Annotated in this window: 19 protein-coding genes; 11 read left to right on the top strand and 8 right to left on the bottom strand. The window is 53.3% G+C overall.

The window, feature by feature from the left end:
• Nucleotides 1-190: 190 nt before the first annotated feature.
• On the top strand, nucleotides 191-1,570 hold the full coding sequence (locus tag LOC22_RS00270) for a GGDEF domain-containing protein (RefSeq protein WP_226867055.1): 1,380 nt from the start codon (nucleotides 191-193) through the stop codon (nucleotides 1,568-1,570).
• Between the two features lie 2 nt (nucleotides 1,571-1,572).
• Here the strand turns inward: LOC22_RS00270 and LOC22_RS00265 are convergent, their stop codons facing one another.
• Both LOC22_RS00265 and LOC22_RS00260 read right to left on the bottom strand, forming a co-directional pair.
• Entirely contained in the window at nucleotides 1,573-2,394 is an 822-nt protein-coding gene (locus LOC22_RS00265; protein ID WP_017693329.1) for a helix-turn-helix transcriptional regulator, read from the bottom strand.
• Nucleotides 2,395-2,441: 47 nt separating this feature from the next.
• Nucleotides 2,442-2,843 carry a RidA family protein gene (locus tag LOC22_RS00260; protein WP_023303828.1) on the bottom strand — a complete coding sequence of 134 codons (402 nt, stop codon included), beginning with the start codon at nucleotides 2,841-2,843 and terminating at the stop codon, nucleotides 2,442-2,444.
• A gap of 132 nt (nucleotides 2,844-2,975) precedes the next feature.
• On the opposite strand from LOC22_RS00260, the gene LOC22_RS00255 reads away from it, so the two are divergent.
• Nucleotides 2,976-3,566 carry a TetR/AcrR family transcriptional regulator gene (locus LOC22_RS00255; RefSeq protein WP_015570397.1) on the top strand — a complete coding sequence of 197 codons (591 nt, stop codon included), beginning with the start codon at nucleotides 2,976-2,978 and terminating at the stop codon, nucleotides 3,564-3,566.
• Here LOC22_RS00255 and sapF read toward each other — a convergent pair.
• From sapF to pspF, 6 genes are all read right to left on the bottom strand, one after another.
• Nucleotides 3,563-4,369 carry a putrescine export ABC transporter ATP-binding protein SapF gene (gene sapF, locus LOC22_RS00250; RefSeq protein ID WP_003856838.1) on the bottom strand — a complete coding sequence of 269 codons (807 nt, stop codon included), beginning with the start codon at nucleotides 4,367-4,369 and terminating at the stop codon, nucleotides 3,563-3,565. The two genes, LOC22_RS00255 and sapF, sit on opposite strands and share 4 nt — an antisense overlap.
• A 1-nt stretch (nucleotide 4,370) precedes the next feature.
• Nucleotides 4,371-5,363, bottom strand: a complete 993-nt coding sequence (gene sapD, locus LOC22_RS00245; RefSeq protein WP_003856840.1) for a putrescine export ABC transporter ATP-binding protein SapD — start codon at nucleotides 5,361-5,363, stop codon at nucleotides 4,371-4,373.
• Nucleotides 5,363-6,253 carry a putrescine export ABC transporter permease SapC gene (sapC, locus tag LOC22_RS00240; protein WP_003856843.1) on the bottom strand — a complete coding sequence of 297 codons (891 nt, stop codon included), beginning with the start codon at nucleotides 6,251-6,253 and terminating at the stop codon, nucleotides 5,363-5,365. Before sapC ends, sapD begins: the two co-directional genes overlap by 1 nt.
• Nucleotides 6,240-7,205, bottom strand: coding sequence for a putrescine export ABC transporter permease SapB (sapB, locus tag LOC22_RS00235; protein ID WP_017383081.1), 966 nt, complete (start codon nucleotides 7,203-7,205; stop codon nucleotides 6,240-6,242). Before sapB ends, sapC begins: the two co-directional genes overlap by 14 nt.
• Nucleotides 7,202-8,842 carry an ABC transporter substrate-binding protein SapA gene (sapA, locus tag LOC22_RS00230; RefSeq protein ID WP_017383082.1) on the bottom strand — a complete coding sequence of 547 codons (1,641 nt, stop codon included), beginning with the start codon at nucleotides 8,840-8,842 and terminating at the stop codon, nucleotides 7,202-7,204. Before sapA ends, sapB begins: the two co-directional genes overlap by 4 nt.
• An 88-nt stretch (nucleotides 8,843-8,930) precedes the next feature.
• Nucleotides 8,931-9,923, bottom strand: a complete 993-nt coding sequence (pspF, locus tag LOC22_RS00225; RefSeq protein ID WP_163375074.1) for a phage shock protein operon transcriptional activator — start codon at nucleotides 9,921-9,923, stop codon at nucleotides 8,931-8,933.
• Between the two features lie 151 nt (nucleotides 9,924-10,074).
• Here pspF and pspA point away from each other — a divergent pair, with 151 nt between their 5' ends.
• The 9 genes from pspA to LOC22_RS00180 all read left to right on the top strand — a co-directional run bounded on the left by pspA (nucleotide 10,075) and on the right by LOC22_RS00180 (nucleotide 17,625).
• Nucleotides 10,075-10,743, top strand: a complete 669-nt coding sequence (gene pspA / locus LOC22_RS00220) for a phage shock protein PspA (RefSeq protein ID WP_015570399.1) — start codon at nucleotides 10,075-10,077, stop codon at nucleotides 10,741-10,743.
• A 49-nt stretch (nucleotides 10,744-10,792) separates the two neighbouring features.
• The gene (gene pspB / locus LOC22_RS00215) at nucleotides 10,793-11,017 is read left to right on the top strand and encodes an envelope stress response membrane protein PspB (protein WP_003856853.1); all 225 of its coding nucleotides are present in this window, start codon (nucleotides 10,793-10,795) and stop codon (nucleotides 11,015-11,017) included.
• Entirely contained in the window at nucleotides 11,017-11,376 is a 360-nt protein-coding gene (gene pspC / locus LOC22_RS00210) for an envelope stress response membrane protein PspC (protein ID WP_230239247.1), read from the top strand. Before pspB ends, pspC begins: the two co-directional genes overlap by 1 nt.
• Nucleotides 11,377-11,388: 12 nt before the next feature.
• Nucleotides 11,389-11,613, top strand: a complete 225-nt coding sequence (pspD, locus tag LOC22_RS00205; RefSeq protein WP_003856857.1) for a phage shock protein PspD — start codon at nucleotides 11,389-11,391, stop codon at nucleotides 11,611-11,613.
• Between the two features lie 195 nt (nucleotides 11,614-11,808).
• Nucleotides 11,809-13,506 carry a sugar phosphorylase gene (locus LOC22_RS00200; protein ID WP_047747180.1) on the top strand — a complete coding sequence of 566 codons (1,698 nt, stop codon included), beginning with the start codon at nucleotides 11,809-11,811 and terminating at the stop codon, nucleotides 13,504-13,506.
• 13 nt (nucleotides 13,507-13,519) lie between these two features.
• Complete coding sequence (locus LOC22_RS00195) at nucleotides 13,520-14,812, top strand: ABC transporter substrate-binding protein (RefSeq protein WP_047747181.1); 1,293 nt, start codon at nucleotides 13,520-13,522, stop codon at nucleotides 14,810-14,812.
• 21 nt (nucleotides 14,813-14,833) lie between these two features.
• The gene (locus LOC22_RS00190) at nucleotides 14,834-15,715 is read left to right on the top strand and encodes a carbohydrate ABC transporter permease (protein ID WP_230239246.1); all 882 of its coding nucleotides are present in this window, start codon (nucleotides 14,834-14,836) and stop codon (nucleotides 15,713-15,715) included.
• Complete coding sequence (locus tag LOC22_RS00185) at nucleotides 15,702-16,544, top strand: carbohydrate ABC transporter permease (RefSeq protein WP_015570402.1); 843 nt, start codon at nucleotides 15,702-15,704, stop codon at nucleotides 16,542-16,544. The genes LOC22_RS00190 and LOC22_RS00185 overlap by 14 nt, the downstream gene beginning before the upstream one ends.
• A gap of 28 nt (nucleotides 16,545-16,572) precedes the next feature.
• On the top strand, nucleotides 16,573-17,625 hold the full coding sequence (locus LOC22_RS00180) for a zinc-dependent alcohol dehydrogenase (RefSeq protein ID WP_230239245.1): 1,053 nt from the start codon (nucleotides 16,573-16,575) through the stop codon (nucleotides 17,623-17,625).
• Nucleotides 17,626-17,629 lie beyond the last annotated feature (4 nt).

Genomic DNA, 17,629 nt, shown 5'->3' with positions numbered 1-17,629 from the left:
GACTCTTCATCAGGCTGTTTCGTGTGTATCCCAGCAGTATATCACCGCACGCGGGGTTCGCCTCATCCAACCAGCGGGCACCGTGACGCCGCCCTCATGCTGATGTGTCCAGCGCCTTTTGCGCAAAATGATCCGTTTAGCCCTTTAAACGCTTTAAAATTGCGCGAGGGTTGATAACGGCTATGCCATTTTGCGTCTTTATCTGTGTGCGGTAAGAAGGAAGATGAAAAATATTACGTTGGCCGAAAAACTGATCATGCTGTCAGGTGCGGTGCTTTTCGCACTTATGATCGCGGTGAACTCCTTTTGCGTGAATGATAATCCTGGTTTCAGGGTGCCTATGACCACCTATTTGATCGTCATGATTGCGCTGTTCTTTCTGGATACCATTATCTTTATTTTTATCCAGATGCTGTATGCCTCCGACCGAACGCGTTTTTCATTATTCATTCTGAGCCTGGCATTTCTTAGTGGGCTGGTTTATTTTATTGAGACGATCATTGTTATTCAGCTTCCGGAGCATGCTGGTTTTACCCAGGCGGCAAAAACCAACGATACGGCGGTATTCTATTTTTTCCGGCAGCTGAGCTTTATCGTATTACTGGCGCTGGCGGTCCGTGTGGAGAAAATCACGATACGATCTACGCTCAGATTCCGAAATAAGATCAGCATGACGTTAGCATTAATGATGTCACTGGTTATGTTTCCGATGCTGGCCCATTATCTCAGCAGCTACCATCCGGCCTGGACATTAACGATTGCAGCATACGAAGATGAACATCATCATCCTGTCTGGGATATCAGGTACGTAAACGTTCTGATCCTGCTCTGGTCGGCTTTACTTTGTTATATGATTTCAGTGACACGCCTGGCGTCCGGGATCTGGAACAGTATTATTGTGGTCTGCCTTTCCGCCATCGTTTACAATTTTTTCCTCTTACTGCTTGATACCTACAATCTGTCGCTCTGGTATATCAGCCGGGCAGTAGAGGTCCTCAGTAAATTATTTGTGATTTGTACCTTAATGTTCCATGTCTTTAACCTGTTGAAAATTTTCGGCGATCGGGTTGATCGCGATCCGCTTACTCAGATCTACAACCGTAAATATTTTTACGAGGCACTTCCGCGGATCCGCTCGCTCAGGACAGAAAAGGGGGCCAGCATCATGATGCTGGACATCGACAACTTTAAGTCGATTAACGATAACTGGGGCCATCTTGTGGGGGATCGCGTGATTCTGGCGGTCGTGGATATTATCAAAGACAGCATTCGCGATAACGACATCTTTGCCCGACTGGGAGGCGAGGAATTTGGTCTTCTGCTGCCGGATACCGACGGTAAGCAGGCTATTGCCGTCGCGGAACGTATTCGCCAGAACGTTCAACAGCGCACCGGGCCGGGCTACCATTATGCTCTCCCGGTAAAGGTCACATTAAGTATCGGCGTGTGCTCAGCCATTCAGAATAACGTCAACAGCAATGATATTATGCGTGACGTGGACGAGGCGTTGTATGAGGCTAAGCACAACGGTAAAAACAGAATCGTTACCAGACAGGCGGAATGCAGCTGAGGTTACAGGATGGGGATGAAAACATCAAAATCGACACGCTCATCGCTGTACGCATTAATTTTCATCAGGTAAATACCGTCGCGCAACGTCAGGCGTTTATTTACCATCGCCTTAACGAAGCCAATCTTGTTAAACGCGCTGTAGCTTTCCCAGCTACCGCTAAAGGGCATTCTTGCGTATCTCCCACGCACAACGCGGGATTTTTTATTTGTCACCGTGTCGCTTTGTAAAGCGTACGATATTAATACCTCGACCAGATACGATCGGCTTTTGCCTAACTCGGGGCGGCGGGGCATCAGAATAATTTTATCGATATCATGGCGGTTTTCTGTCAGGAGCTTTTTGATTTTTTTAGTAATATCATGCACCGAGGTATCAAAAAGATGATCGTGCTCGATAATTTCATGCGTATAGACAAACGTTTCATCTAGAAAGCAGACCTCGAGCTCAGGCGTTTCCAGTTCGCTTAATAAAAAAGAGGGCTGTAAGATGTCAAAATTCCACCCTCTGGCACATCTGTACTCAGAGGGTGTCAGCCCCATCATTTTTTTAAAGGCTCTGGAGAATCCCTGGCTGCTCTGGTAATGGAATAAATACGCAATATCCGTCACCGGAATCGACGTCATTCTCAGCATAATGGCGGCACGGCTTAACCTCCGTCGGAGAATATACTCACCTAGAGAGAGCCGATACTTCTCTTTAAACCATGTTTCGATGGTTCTTCTGCTGTATCCAATATCTGCAACCAAATCATCAATGTGTAAAATAGTAAAGTTATTTTCTTCTACCCAGGAGAGAATATAGTTACTGATGCTGTCTTTCATTTGTGCGTCAGTGATAGTTTAACGGTAAATCAGTTTGCTGCCAGATGTTAATTCGCGGGCGTAGGGATCCTGGCGATAACCTTAATTTCGAAATCAAAACCCGCAAGCCAGTTAACGCCTATTGCTGTCCAGTTTGGGTAAGGAGCGTGCGGAAATGCCAGTTTTTTCGCCTCCATGATGACGGGAAACTGGTTTTCAGGATCGGTATGAAACGTCGTGACATCAATCAGATCGTCAAAAGTACATCCCGCGGCTGCCAGGATCGCCCGTAAATTATCGAACGCCAGCTGCACCTGAGCGGGAAAGTCGGGTTCAGGTGTGCCATCGCTGCGGCTGCCAACCTGACCGGAAACAAATAACAGATCGCCAGAGCGGATTGCAGCTGAATAGCCATGCTCTTCATAGAGGGCATGTCGGTTAGCCGGGAAGACGGGATCACGTGAAGGCATGGCTTTTCCTTTTCTGTCAGAGGTATTGTTGTGCTTACGCGGTAGAAGTAACATACGCGATGTATGTGAAAAATGTAATTCACATACGTCGCGTATGTCAAATTATAGTTATCGCTTAATTAAGGAAGTCCCATGGCTACAAAACGTCGCGCTGAAACGGCCCAGGAAAATCGCGAGAAAATGATTCAGGCGGCGCGGAAGGCGTTTGCTGAAAAAGGCTATGCCGCAGCGTCAATGGATGAACTCACGGCAAGCGTGGGGTTAACACGCGGCGCGCTATATCATAATTTCAACGATAAGAAGGGATTACTGGCGGCGGTGGTCGCGCAGATAGACAGCGAAATGGCAGCAAACGCAAAAGCGATTGCCGCCGCCGCCGAAGATGACTGGGAGCGACTGCTGGCGGAGGGCATCGCCTATATCAAAATGGCGCTCGTTCCTGAAGTTCAGCGTATCGTCCTTCTTGACGGTCCGGCTGTTCTGGGCGACCCGGCGCAATGGCCCAGCCAGAACAGCTGCCTTGAGTCGACCCGTCAGACCATCGAAAAAATGATGGAGTGCAACGTAATCAAAAAGATGGATGCCAGAGTCGCAGCCCATCTGCTGAATGGCGCTGCTCTGAATGCGGCTCTGCTGATTGCCGCGAGTGATGAACCGCAGAAGACTCTCCCGCATGCCATAGAGGTGTTTACTCTGCTGGCAAGCGGGTTACGCAGCGGCTAACGATCTTTACGCCACGCGTCCGCCGTCAACGCTTCACCAAAGTGTCCGGCAATCAGGCGTTTCGTCAGGTCATGGAGCGGGGAGGCCAGTACGTCAGCGGTACTGCCGCGCTCGACAACTTCTCCCTGGTGCATCACCAGCACCTGGTCGCTTATGTGCTTCATCATGCCCAGATGCTGAGTCACGTAAATATACGAGATCCCCTGCTTTTCCTGTAACTCCAGCATCAGGTTAATGAGCTGCGAACGCATCGACATATCCAGCGACGCCAGCGCTTCGTCGGCGATGATGACCTTCGGGCGCAGGATCAGCGCGCGGGCCAGACCGAGACGCTGTTTTTGGCCCGGGGCCAGCATGTGCGGGTAATAGCTGACATGGTCGGGCAGGAGGCCTACCAGACGCAGGGTTTCGACAATCCGTTTGCGACGCGCTTCCGGCTCCAGGTCGGTATTCAACCGCAGCGGGAAATCCAGGATCTGGGAAATACGCTGACGCGGGTTCAGGGACGTCGACGGATCCTGAAAAATCATCCGGATGCGCTGACTGCGAAAAGAGTAGTCCCCAAATTCCAGAGGATGATCGTCAATCAGTATTTCACCGCCGCTCGGCTCGACCATACCCGCGAGCATTTTTGCCAGGGTCGATTTGCCCGAGCCGTTTTCACCGATAATCGCCAGCGTCTGCTTTTCGCGCAGCGTAAAGCTCAGCGGTTTAACAGCCTCGACGGTCTGACGGTGAAACAGGCCGGTGCGATAGCGAAAGGTCTTACTCAGGTTACGTACTTCCAGTAAGGTTTCGACCATTTCACTCTCTCTCCATGTTCAGCGGGAAATGACAGGCAAACAGATGGTTTTTCGGCCCTGTCAGGCGCGGTGTTTCAATGCATTTGCGCTGAGCATACGGGCAACGCGGACCCAGACGGCAGCCAATGGGCAGCGATTCCAGCAGCGGTATCGCGCCAGGCAGTGTATTCAGCCGGCTTTTGTGCGGCATCGCGCTGCCAAAGTCCGGGATCGCCCTGATCAGCGCCTGCGTGTAGGGATGATGCGGCGTCGTCACCAGGTCTTCGCTTGGCGCGGTTTCTACCGTCTGGCCGCAATACATTACATCAATTTTATCCGCCCATTTGCTCAGCATTTGCAGGTCGTGGCTGATCAGCAAAATGGTGGTGTTGTTATTCTGGTTCAGACGCGTGAGCAGGCGGAAAATCTGGGCCTGGGTGGTTGGCTCCATCGCGTTCGTTGGTTCGTCCGCAATCAGCAGACGCGGCTGATTCGCCAGGGCGATGGCAATCATCACTTTCTGGCATTCACCGTCGGTCAGTTCGTAGGGGAAACTGCGCATCGCGTCTTTATGGTCTTTGATCCCGACACGGTGCAACAGCTCAATGGCACGGCGTTTACGCCAGCCGAAACGCTGCCACCAGCGGCCTTTATAGGTCCACCCGGGGATGTTCTGCATCAGCTGTTTCCCGACGCGCTCGGACGGATCGAGACAGGATTGAGGCTCCTGGAAAATCATCGAGACGTTATGGCCCACCAGTTTACGGCGTTCGCGCGGGGAGAGACGCAACAGATCGATGTCGTCGAAGCGCATACGATCGGCGGTCACCCGCCAGTTGTCCTTCGCCACGCCGCAAATGGCCTTGGCGATCAGACTTTTCCCTGAACCCGATTCGCCCACCAGCCCGCGGATTTCGCCCTCTGCGAGCGTAATACTGATGCGATCCACGGCCTTGACCCAGCCTTCGCCCGTTTTAATTTCGATCGTGAGGTTGCGGATATCGAGTAACGGCATTATTGCACCCCCGCATTGATTGCGCGGCGGATCCCGTCGCCCAGCAGGTTAACGAGCAGCACGCTCACCATGATGGCCGCGCCCGGCAGCATGACCGTCCACGGCGCAACGTAAATCAGCTCCAGCGCATCGCCAAGCATAGCGCCCCATTCCGGGGAAGGGAGCTGCGCGCCAAGGTCCAGGAAGCCCAGCGCTGCGATATCCAGAATCGCCATCGACAGGGCGCGGGTGATCTCCGTCACCAGCCCGGCGGCAATGTTAGGCAGCACGGCAAACCACAAAATATTAAACGTGGTGGCGCCATCCAGACGGGCGGCGACGACATACTCTTTCTCCAGCTCGTCGTGAACCAGGCTGTAAACCGAGCGCACCATGCGCGGCAGAATGGCCAGCCAGACGGCGAACATCGCATGGGTGAGGTGCGGCCCCGCGAAGGCCACGACGATAATCGCCAGCAGCAGCGAAGGAATAGAGAGCAGGGTATCAAGAATATGGTTAAGCACGGCCGACCGCAGCCCGTGGGTTGAGCCGGCAAAAATGCCCAGCGCCAGGCCGCAGATCGCGGCAGCCAGGGTGACCACGAACGCGCCGCCCACCGTAGGTGCGGCGCCGCTCAGCAAACGACTTAGCACGTCGCGTCCGAGATCGTCAGTCCCCAGGAAGAACGAAACCTCCCCGTAGCGCGACCACGACGGCGGTAAAAGCTGATAGCCAAGGAACTGCTGATCGATGCCATACGGCGCAAACCACGAACCCAAAACGCACAGCAACACGAGGCCAATGCAGCCGTAAAAGCCGATCATCGCCGTGGTGTCGCCGTAAAAATTACGCCACACGGTGCGTAGCGCACCGGGCGTGCGCTTTTCGCTGTAGACGTTATCGTAAGGCATACCATTCCTTATGCTTCAATGGGTTGGCCATGGCACCCAAAATATCGGAAATAACGTTAACAATAATGACCAGCGAGCCAATCACCATCACGCCGGCGGAGATCGCCGCATAATCCTGCTGGCGAATGGCATTGATCATCCAGCGCCCAAGGCCCGGCCAGCTGAAAACCATCTCGGTGATCATCGCCAGCGTCAGCATGGTTGAGAATTGCAGCCCAAGACGTGGGATTACGGGGGGCAACGCATTGTGCAGCACATGGCGACGTAAAATCGTCAGGCGAGACAGTCCGCGCGTGGCGGCGGCTTTCACATAGTTTTGATCGAAGACGTCGATAGTGCTGATGCGCATCAGGCGGATCACCTCGGTCGTCGGCGCGACGGCCAGCGTAAGCACCGGCAGCACCATGTGGCGCAGCGCACTCACGATCATTTCGTCGCGCCAGACTGAATCAGAAAGCCAGGCGTCAACGATGGCGAAGCCGCTAACCGTTTGCACGTTATACAGCAGGTCAAAACGGCCAGATACCGGCAGCCAGCCTAACGTCAGTGAGAAGAAGAGGGTAAGCAGCAGCGCCAGCCAGAAAACAGGGATGGAAAAGCCAATTAAGGCAAGCGCGCTAATAAATTTATCCTGCCATTTATTACGATAAATTCCCGCCAGCATTCCCACCGGGATCCCCACCATGAGGGCAAAGCCAAAGGCGAGTATACACAGCTCCATGGTGGCCGGGAAAACCACTTTCAGCTGTTCGGAGATGAGCTGTCCGTTGATGCTGGACACGCCAAAATCCCAGTGCAGCAGGCCATTAAACCAGAACAGCCAGGCGTCCCAGAGAGATGAGCCCTGAAGCGGGGCGTGCGGCGTAAAGTAGCTCAGGCTAAAGCCGACAAAGGTCAGGAAGAACAGGGTCACCAGCAGTAACAGTAGCCGACGCAAGGTAAATATAATCATGGTTTCTTCACCTCTTGTTCTTTCTCACGGGTCACGCCCGCGAAGGAGGCGTTACCAAACGGGCTGAGTACCAGCCCTTTAATATCGTAACGGTAGGCCTGGAGGCGCAGGGAAGAGGCAAGCGGCAACACGGGAAGTTCTCTGGCCAGAATATTTTGCGCTTCATCGTAGGCCTCAATGCGTGAGGCAAGCTGTTGAGACGCCAGCGCTTTTTGCAGCACGGCATCAAATTCCCGGTTACACCAGTGGGCGTAGTTGGTCTGGGAGTTGATTGCCGCACAGCTCAGCAGCGGACGGAAGAAGCTGTCCGGGTCGTTACTGTCGGTGGACCAGCCAGCCAGCGTTAAGTCGTGATTCATGTCCATCAGACGCGCCTCCTGGAAACGGCCTTCGACAGGCACGATGATCACCTTAACGCCCACCTGCGCCATATCAGCCTGCAACAGCTCAGCCGTTTTCAGCGGGCTGGGGTTCCACGCCTGAGAGCTGGTGGGCACCCACAGCTGTAGCGTCAGGTTTTCTGCCCCCAGCGCTTTAAGCTGTTCGCGCGCTTTCGCCGGATTATATTCCGTAATCTTCGCCTCGCCGTCATAGGCCCAGGAGGCGCGCGGAAGAATAGAGGCGGCGGTTTCCGCGGTACCGTAGTAAATCGACTGCATCAGACGCTGGTTGTTGATCGCTAACGCCAGCGCATGGCGCACGGCCGGATTATTTAGCGGCGGCTTATCGGTGTTAAACGCCAGATAAGCGATGTTCATGCCCGGGCGCAGGGTCAGGCGCAGGCGTGGGTCGTCGCGCAAAATGGTCAACTGGCTGGCCGCAGGCCAGGCAAGCACGTCGCACTCGCCGGTCAGCAGTTTGGAGAGTCGGCCTGTTCCACCTGAACCCAGATCAACAATAACCTGCGGCATCAGCGGCTTGCCGCGCCAGAAACGATCGTGGCGTTGCAGGCGAATGTATTGTCCGGCGCGGTACTCTGCTAACTGGAACGGACCGGTGCCTACAGGCTCACGATCGAGACGTTCCTGACGATCCTTTTTCGTCAGCTGATCCGCGTATTCGGCTGACATGACCGAGGCGTAGTGCGTCGCCAGATGCCAGAGGAAGGAGGCATCCGGGCGATTCAGACGAAACTCAACCGTACGGTTATCCAGTTTGCGAACGCTTTTGACCGAGTCCGCGAATTGCAGACTGTCGAAATAGGGGAAGTTCCCGCCATTAACGTTATGCCACGGATGATTGCGGTTGAATATGCGCTGGAAGGTGAAAACCACGTCATCCGCGTTGAGCTTACGGGTTGGGGTAAACCACGGGGTGTGCTGAAATGCGACATCATCGCGTAGACGAAAGCGGTATGTGGCACCGTTATCAAGCACTTCCCAACTTTCAGCAAGCTCCGGAACCAGCCGATAGGTATAAGGATCGACGTCGAGCAGGCGATCGTAGAGCTGTGCGGCCAGCGTATCGACAATCAGGCCGCTCCCCGCTTTTTGCGGATTAAAAATATCAACTTGCCCGCTGACGCAGTAGACGAAACCACTATCACGGATATCAGGAGGCACAGCGCGATCGGGCGCAGCAAAGGCCAGATTGCTGAACAGACCGAGTGCAAACAGGGACGATAAAACCAGGCGCATAGTTTTTAAGGTTTTTAGATTCGATCTGCAAAGTGTATCGCACTTACGCCTGCTTCGTAAAAATGTCTGGGGGTAAGTGCTGATAATGTCAGCGCATTTGATGTTTTTTGAGCAATGCCCTTAACTGATGGTAGGTCAGGCCCAGCAGTTCAGCTGCCCGTTTCTGATTATATTTCGCCTCTTTCAGGCTCTGCTCAAGCAACTGTTGCTCCTGCTGATGCTGGAAGTGGCGTAAATCGAGCGGCAACGCCGGAGCCTGCTGGCGCGTCGCCGGAGCAGGGAGCTGTTTCTCCTCGCGCCGAAAAGGATCGAGAATAATGTTGTCCAGTTCGGTCTCGCTGCTGCCATGCCGGTAAACGGACCGTTCCACCACGTTTTTCAGTTCACGAATATTGCCCGGCCAGTGGTAACCGAGCAGGGTCCCGGTGGCCCGTTCGCTGAAGCCCGGAAAGAGAGGCAGACCCAGTTCCCGGCACATCTGAATGGCAAACTGATCGGCCAGCAGCATGATATCGCTGCGCCGCTCCCGCAGCGGCGGCAGCTGTACAACATCGAAAGCCAGCCTGTCCAGCAGGTCGGCGCGGAATTTGTCCTCAGCCACCATCGCGGGCAGGTCGGCGTTGGTGGCGCATACCAGGCGAACGTTGACCTGGAGGGGCTGACTGCCGCCAACGCGTTCCAGTTCACCGTACTCAATGACGCGCAGCAGTTTTTCCTGCACCAGCATCGGCGCGGTCGCCAGCTCGTCGAGAAAGAGCGTTCCGCCATCGGCGCGCTCAAAGCGTCCGGGATGGCGTTTTTGTGCGCCGGTGAAGGCGCCAGCTTCATGACCAAACAGCTCGGTGTCGAGCAGGTTTTCATTCAGCGCCGCGCAGTTAAGGGAAATAAAAGGGCCGTCCCAGCGGCCAGACAGAAAGTGCAGGCGGTTAGCGATAAGTTCTTTACCCGTTCCGCGCTCACCGATAATCAGCACCGGTTTATTCAGTGGCGCGAGGCGCGATACCTGTTCAAGCACTTCCAGGAAGCTGTTGGCCTCGCCAAGCAAATTATCTTTATATTCAGCCATGATGAAATTAACCACTCCTTAGTGATATTCACCAGGTGAGAATAGCCGCTGGCTGGATAAATATCAATCACACTCAGTAAAATCAATAAGATAAAAAGTTGGCATGGGATTTGTATTAACTACTCAGCAGGGCATCGCCCGATAACAGAACTATGAGGATTGAATTATGGGTATTTTTTCTCGTTTTGCCGACATCGTGAACGCCAACATCAACTCGCTGCTGGAGAAAGCGGAAGATCCGCAGAAGCTGGTGCGCCTGATGATTCAGGAGATGGAAGACACGCTGGTTGAAGTACGCTCCACCTCCGCCCGCGCGCTGGCAGAGAAAAAGCAGTTAACGCGTCGTATCGAGCAGGCAACTGCCCAGCTTAACGAATGGCAGGAAAAAGCGGAACTGGCGCTGCGTAAAGATAAAGAAGATCTGGCTCGCGCTGCGCTGATTGAGAAGCAGAAGCTGACCGACATGGTTGCCACGCTGGAACACGAAGTGACGCTGGTGGATGATACTCTGGCGCGTATGAAGAAAGAGATTGGTGAGCTTGAAAACAAACTCAGCGAAACCCGTGCACGTCAACAGGCGCTGGCGCTGCGCCACCAGGCTGCAAGCTCGTCTCGCGACGTGCGTCGCCAGCTGGACAGCGGCAAGCTGGATGAAGCGATGGCCCGTTTCGAATCGTTTGAACGTCGTATCGACCACATGGAAGCTGAAGCCGAGAGCCACAGCATCGGTAAACAGAAAACCCTCGATCAGCAGTTTGCTGACCTGAAGGCCGATGATGAAATTAGCGAGCAACTGGCTGCGCTGAAAGCCAAAATGAAACAAGACAACCAATAATAATTCCTGCGGCACCTGAGCGTGCCGCATCGTAAGACAAGGAGTACACATGAGCGCGCTTTTTCTGGCTATACCCCTGACCATTTTCGTGCTGTTTGTTCTGCCCATCTGGTTATGGCTGCACTACAGCAACCGCTCTTCACGCGGTGAGCTGTCGCAGAGTGAACAACAGCGGCTGGCGCAGCTCTCTGCCGAGGCAAATAAAATGCGCGAACGTATTCAGGCGCTGGAAGCGATCCTGGACGCGGAACACCCGAACTGGAGGGAACGGTAATGGCTGGACTGAATCTGAATAAAAAACTGTGGCGGATCCCACAGCAGGGCATGGTTCGGGGCGTTTGCGCCGGGCTGGCGCACTATCTGGATGTTCCGGTAAAACTGGTGCGTGTGGTCACCGTATTGTCGATTTTCTTCGGCCTGGCCTTTATTACGCTTGTGGCATACATCATTCTGTCGTTTGTACTCGATCCTATACCGGAAGGTGAGCTGGATGCGGAGAACACGCAAACCAGCAGCGATCTCCTGAACGCGGTGGATGAACAGCTGAGCGCAGGGGAGAAGCGATTGCGCGAGATGGAACGTTATGTCACCTCCGATACCTTTACGCTGAGAAGTCGTTTTCGTCAGCTTTAAGAGAGAACTTACATGAAACAAAACTGGCAACAGGCCGGTCAGAAGGTAAAACCCGGCCTGAAAATCGCAGGTAAACTGGTTCTGATGACGGCGTTACGTTATGGCCCGGCCGGTGTGGCGGGTTGGGCGATCAAGTCTGTTGCCCGCAAGCCGGTCAGAATGATGCTGGCGGTCGCTCTGGAGCCGCTGTTACAGAAGCTGGCAAAACGCGTTTCCCGGCGCTACCTGTCACGCTAGTTCCTCCCGCATAAGCCCTTTCTCGCCCAGAGAAGGGGCATGACTTTCCCTTCTGCGTTTCTTCTGCTTTTCTGCTTTCTTTGCGGCAGCTCACAATAATGCGTTGCGCTGCGCTGAGATTGCCGCTTTCTGCCCCCGGGTCCGTTGACAGATATTTTACATGGGAGTAGATTGCCAATCCGTGGGACCGCTACCATGGAAAATAATGTGAACGCAAAAATTAAAAAACTTATCAATCATATTTACGGTGAATCATTTTCAGATGCACACCTTAACGTGTTATTAACTAAGCTTGAAAAGGCGGCGGTTAATATTACGGAAAAGCGTAAGTCAGGCTGGGATGAAAAAGACGTTGTGCTGATTACCTATGCCGATCAGTTTTCCGCGAAAGGGGAGAAAGCGTTGCCGGTATTTACCCGTTTCTATAATGAATGGCTTTCTCGCACGTTTTCTCATGTCCATCTGTTACCGTTTTATCCGTGGTCGTCGGATGATGGATTTTCCGTTATTGATTATCACGAAGTTGCACCTGAAACCGGAACCTGGCGAGATGTCGCGGAATTAAAACAGTCTGCCAGCTTAATGTTTGACTTCGTTTGCAACCATATGTCAGCGAAAAGCGAATGGTTTGCTAATTATCTGGCGCAGAAGCCGGGCTACGAAGATTTCTTTATTTCTGTCGATCCCGAAACCGATTTATCGGCGGTGACGCGTCCCCGCGCATTACCGCTGCTGACGCCGTTCACGCTTAATGATGGCAGCGTTCGTCATCTGTGGACCACATTCAGCGATGACCAGATCGATCTCAATTTCGCCTCGCCGCAGGTGCTGATTGCCATGGTTTACGTTCTGCTCCATTACCTCATGGAGGGGGCGCGTTATATCCGTCTGGATGCGGTCGGGTTTATGTGGAAGATCCCGGGAACCACCTGTATCCATCTGGAACAAACCCATTGCCTTATCCAGCTGTTCCGCGCCATTACGGACGCCGTGGCGCCTGGAACGGTGATCATCACTGAGACAAATGTTCCCCACAAAGACAATATCTCTTACTTCGGTGATGGTGAAAATGAAGCCCAGATGGTCTATCAGTTTTCCTTACCACCGCTGGTGCTGCACGCCGTTCATCGTCAGGATGTTAAAGCCCTGTGCCGGTGGGCGGGCTCGCTGGCGCTGCCTTCAACTTACACCACCTGGTTTAATTTCCTGGCTTCACATGATGGTATCGGATTGAACCCGTTACGCGGCATCCTTCCGGAATCAGAGATCCTTTCGCTGGTCGAAAAGCTTCAGCAGGAAGGCGCGCTGGTCAACTGGAAAAATAATCCTGACGGAACGCGAAGCCCCTATGAAATTAATGTCACCTATCTTGATGCGTTGAGTTTGCGAGACAGCTCAGATGATGAGCGCATTGCGCGGTTCATCCTGGCGCATGCTGTGTTGTTAAGTTTTCCTGGCGTACCGGCTGTATATATTCAAAGCATTCTTGGTTCGCGTAACGATTATGAAGGTGTCGAACGTCTCGGATATAATCGCGCGATAAACAGGAAGAAATACACCGCAGGTCAGGTTGATCGGGAGCTTAATAATAATAAGAGTATACGTTATCAGATTTATTCTCGTTTGAGTGAGCTTATTGCTATTCGTCGCGGCGAGCGTGCGTTCCATCCGGATAGTCAGGCTATTTTTGACGCAATCGGTGAACATATTCTTAAAATTGTTCGTGTTGCTGAAAATGGCGAGCGAATGACAGCATTATTTAATTTTAGCAATAAAATGCAGACCGTTTATGGACAAACGCTCTTTGGTACGGAATTACTCTCAGGACAAGATATTAGCGGTACGGAACTGACCCTCAATCCATGGCAGGTAATGTGGATTAAAGAAAACTAAAAAGGACCCTAAAATGAAAATGCCCAAAATTGTGCTGTTATCAGCACTGGTTTCGTGCGCCCTGTTATCAGGCTGTAAGGACGATAAAGCATCTCAGGTCACCATTGAGTTTATGCACTCGTCGGTAGAACAGGAGCGTCAGGCGGTTATTACGAAACTGATCGAAAAATTCGAGAAAGAGAACCCGACTATTACGGTGAAACAGGTACCCGTTGAGGAAGATGCCTATAACACCAAGGTCATTACGTTGGCCCGAACTGGCGCGCTACCGGAAGTGATTGAAGTCAGCCATGACTACGCCAAAGTCATGGATAAAGAGCAACTGCTGGACCGTGACGCGATCGGCAACGCGATTAAAGCCGTCGGTGAAGATACCTTTTACGACGGCATTTTACGCGTTGTTCGCACTGAAGACGGCAAGGCATGGACGGGGGTGCCGGTTAGCGCGTGGCTGTCCGGCGTCTGGTATCACAAAGATGCGCTCGCGGCAGCGGGAATCGAAGAACCGCACAACTGGGAGCAACTGCTGAAAGCCAGTCAGGCGCTCAACGATCCGGCGAAAAAACATTACGGTATCGCGCTTCCAACCGCAGAAAGCGTCATGACGGAGCAGGCCTTCTCGCAGTTTGCGTTGTCAGGCGGAGCCAACGTCTTTGATGCAAACGGCAACGTGAAAATCGATACCCCTGAAATGTCGAAAGCGCTGGCGTTTTATCGGGCACTGGCCGCGAACACCATGCCGGGCTCCAATGATGTCATGGAGATCAAAGACGCCTTCATGAACGGCTCTGCGCCTATGGCCGTTTACTCCACCTATATCCTGCCCGCGGTCTACAAAGATGGCAATCCGGCCAACCTGGGGTTCGTGGTCCCGACGGAAAAATCATCAGCCGTGTACGGCATGATCACCTCGTTGACGATCACGACCGGCCAGACCGAAGAGGAAACGCAGGCGGCAGAAAAATTTGTGACCTGGATGGAGCAGGCTCAAAACGCGTCTGACTGGGTGATGATGTCCCCTGGTGCGGCGCTGCCGGTGAACAAACTCGTGGTGGGCACTGAGAGCTGGAAAAACAACGACGTGATCAAAGCCTTTGGTCAGCTGCCTTACGAGCTGATTGCGCAGTTCCCGAACGTCCAGGTATTTGGCGCCGTAGGCGACAAAAACTTTACCCGCATGGGAGATGTTACCGGGTCCGGCATTATCAGTTCCATGGTGCATAACGTGACGGTGGGACGAAAAGATCTCAATGCGACGTTAAGCAACAGCCAGAAGAAACTGACTGACCTGATATCACAACGATAGGAGCGCTTTGCGAAGGGAATTATGAAGACGTTGTTTTCTGGTCGTTCAGATATGCCTTTCGCCATGCTGCTGTTGGCCCCCAGCCTGATTTTGCTGGGGGGCCTGGTGGCCTGGCCAATGATTTCCAACATTGAAATCAGTTTTTTACGTTTACCGCTGAACCCGCGTATTGATGCGGTGTTCGTCGGCCTGGATAACTACATTCGCATTCTGGGCGATGCTGCGTTCTGGCACTCCCTGTGGATGACGTTCTGGTATACGGCGCTGGTCGTGCTCGGCAGCACCGGGCTGGGACTGGCCGTAGCGATCTTCTTTAACCGTGAATTCCGCATGCGGAAAACGGCACGTTCACTGGTGATTTTGTCCTACGTGACGCCGTCTATTTCACTGGTATTTGCCTGGAAATACATGTTCAACAACGGCTACGGGATTGTGAACTATCTGGGCGTTGATCTGCTGCATCTCTACGATCAGGCGCCGCTGTGGTTCGATAATCCTGGCAGCAGTTTTGTGCTGGTTGTGCTGTTCGCCATCTGGCGTTACTTTCCGTACGCCTTTATCTCGTTCCTCGCGATTTTGCAGACCATTGATAAATCATTGTACGAAGCGGCAGAGATGGACGGAGCAAATGCCTGGCAGCGTTTTCGTATCGTGACGTTGCCCGCCATCATGCCGGTGCTGGCCACGGTGGTCACGCTGCGAACCATCTGGATGTTCTACATGTTTGAGGATGTGTATCTGCTCACCACCAAGGTCGACATTCTGGGCGTATATCTCTACAAAACCGCCTTTGCGTTCAATGACCTGGGTAAAGCAGCCGCCATTTCCGTTGTGCTGTTTGTGATCATCTTCGCTGTCATTCTGCTGACCAGAAAAAGGGTAAACCTCAATGGCAACAAATAAACGCGTTCTGGGCCGTATCGGTTTTTATCTGGGACTGGCGCTATTTCTGATTATCACGCTGTTTCCATTTTTTGTGATGTTGATGACGTCGTTCAAAAGCGCGAAAGAGGCGATCTCGCTGCACCCGACCATTCTGCCGCAGGAGTGGACGCTACAGCACTACATCGACATCTTTAACCCGCTGATTTTCCCGTTTGTGGATTACTTTCGTAACAGCATGGTGGTGTCGCTGACCTCCTCGGTCATTGCGGTGTTTCTCGGCACGCTGGGCGCGTATGCGTTATCCAAACTGCGCTTTAAAGGGCGCACTACGATCAATGCGAGCTTCTACACCGTCTATATGTTCTCCGGGATCCTGCTGGTGGTGCCGCTGTTCAAAATCATCACCGCGCTCGGCATTTATGACACCGAACTGGCGCTGATCATCACCATGGTGACGCAGACGTTGCCTACCGCGGTCTTTATGCTGCGCAGCTATTTCGACACCATCCCGGACGAAATCGAAGAAGCCGCGATGATGGACGGCCTGAACCGCCTGCAAATCATCTTCCGCATCACCGTGCCGCTGGCGATCTCGGGTCTGGTGTCGGTCTTTGTCTACTGCTTCATGGTGGCGTGGAATGACTATCTGTTCGCCTCCATTTTCCTGTCCAGCGCCAGCAACTTCACGTTGCCGGTCGGGCTGAACACGCTCTTCAGTACGCCAGATTACATCTGGGGTCGCATGATGGCGGCATCGCTGGTAACGGCACTTCCGGTCGTCATTATGTATGCCCTGTCTGAACGTTTCATTAAAAGTGGTTTGACCGCCGGCGGCGTGAAGGGCTGAGGCGGCCGATTTTAACAAGGAGTCAGTCATGAAAAAATTAGTTGCGACAGCGCCTCGTGTAGCGGCGCTGGTGGAATACGAAGATCGTCCTGTTGCAGCACATGAGGTGAAGATTCGTGCCTGTTATGGCGCCCCGAAACACGGCACTGAAGTCGTGGATTTCCGCGCGGCAAGCCCGTTCATCGATGAAGAGTTCAACGCGGAGTGGCAGATGTTTACCCCGCGTGAAGAAGGAGCAGCGCGCGGCATCGAATTTGGTAAATTCCAGCTGGGGAACATGATCGTCGGCGACATCATCGAATGTGGTGCGGACGTGACCGAATACCAGATCGGCGACAGCGTCTGCTGCTACGGCCCGTTGCAGGAAACGGTCATTGTTAACGCGGTGAACAACTATAAGCTGCGCAAAATGCCGCAGGGTGCATCCTGGAAAAATGCCGTTTGTTACGATCCGGCGCAATTCGCCATGAGCGGCGTGCGTGATGCTAACGTCCGCGTAGGGGATTTCGTCGTAGTTAAGGGGCTGGGCGCGATTGGCCAGATTGCAATTCAGCTGGCGAAAAAAGCCGGCGCGTCAGTGGTTATTGGTGTCGATCCTATCGAGCACCGCTGTGAGATCGCCCGCCGTCACGGTGCAGACCACTGCCTGAACCCAATCGGTACCGATGTCGGTCTGGAAATTAAGAAACTGACCGGCAAGCAGGGCGCGGATGTGATCATCGAAACCAGCGGATTCGCAGATGCGCTGCAATCTGCGCTGCGCGGTCTCGCCTACGGCGGCACCATCTCCTACGTGGCCTTCGCCAAGCCGTTTGCGGCGGGCTTCAACCTCGGTCGCGAGGCACACTTCAACAACGCCAAAATTGTCTTCTCCCGCGCATGCAGTGAACCCAACCCGGATTATCCGCGCTGGAGCCGCAAGCGTATTGAAGAGACCTGCTGGGAATTGCTGATGAACGGTTATCTCAATTGTGAAGATCTGATCGACCCGGTCGTCACCTTCACCACCAGCCCGGAAAGCTATATGAAGTATGTCGATCAGCACCCGGAACTCAGTATCAAAATGGGCGTCACTTTTTAAGCTA

Source organism: Enterobacter sp. AN-K1 (assembly GCF_020971765.1).
Classification (GTDB): domain Bacteria; phylum Pseudomonadota; class Gammaproteobacteria; order Enterobacterales; family Enterobacteriaceae; genus Enterobacter; species Enterobacter hormaechei_C.
Note: the sequence above shows the minus strand (reverse complement) of the source record. Positions and strands in the feature narration are given on the sequence as shown.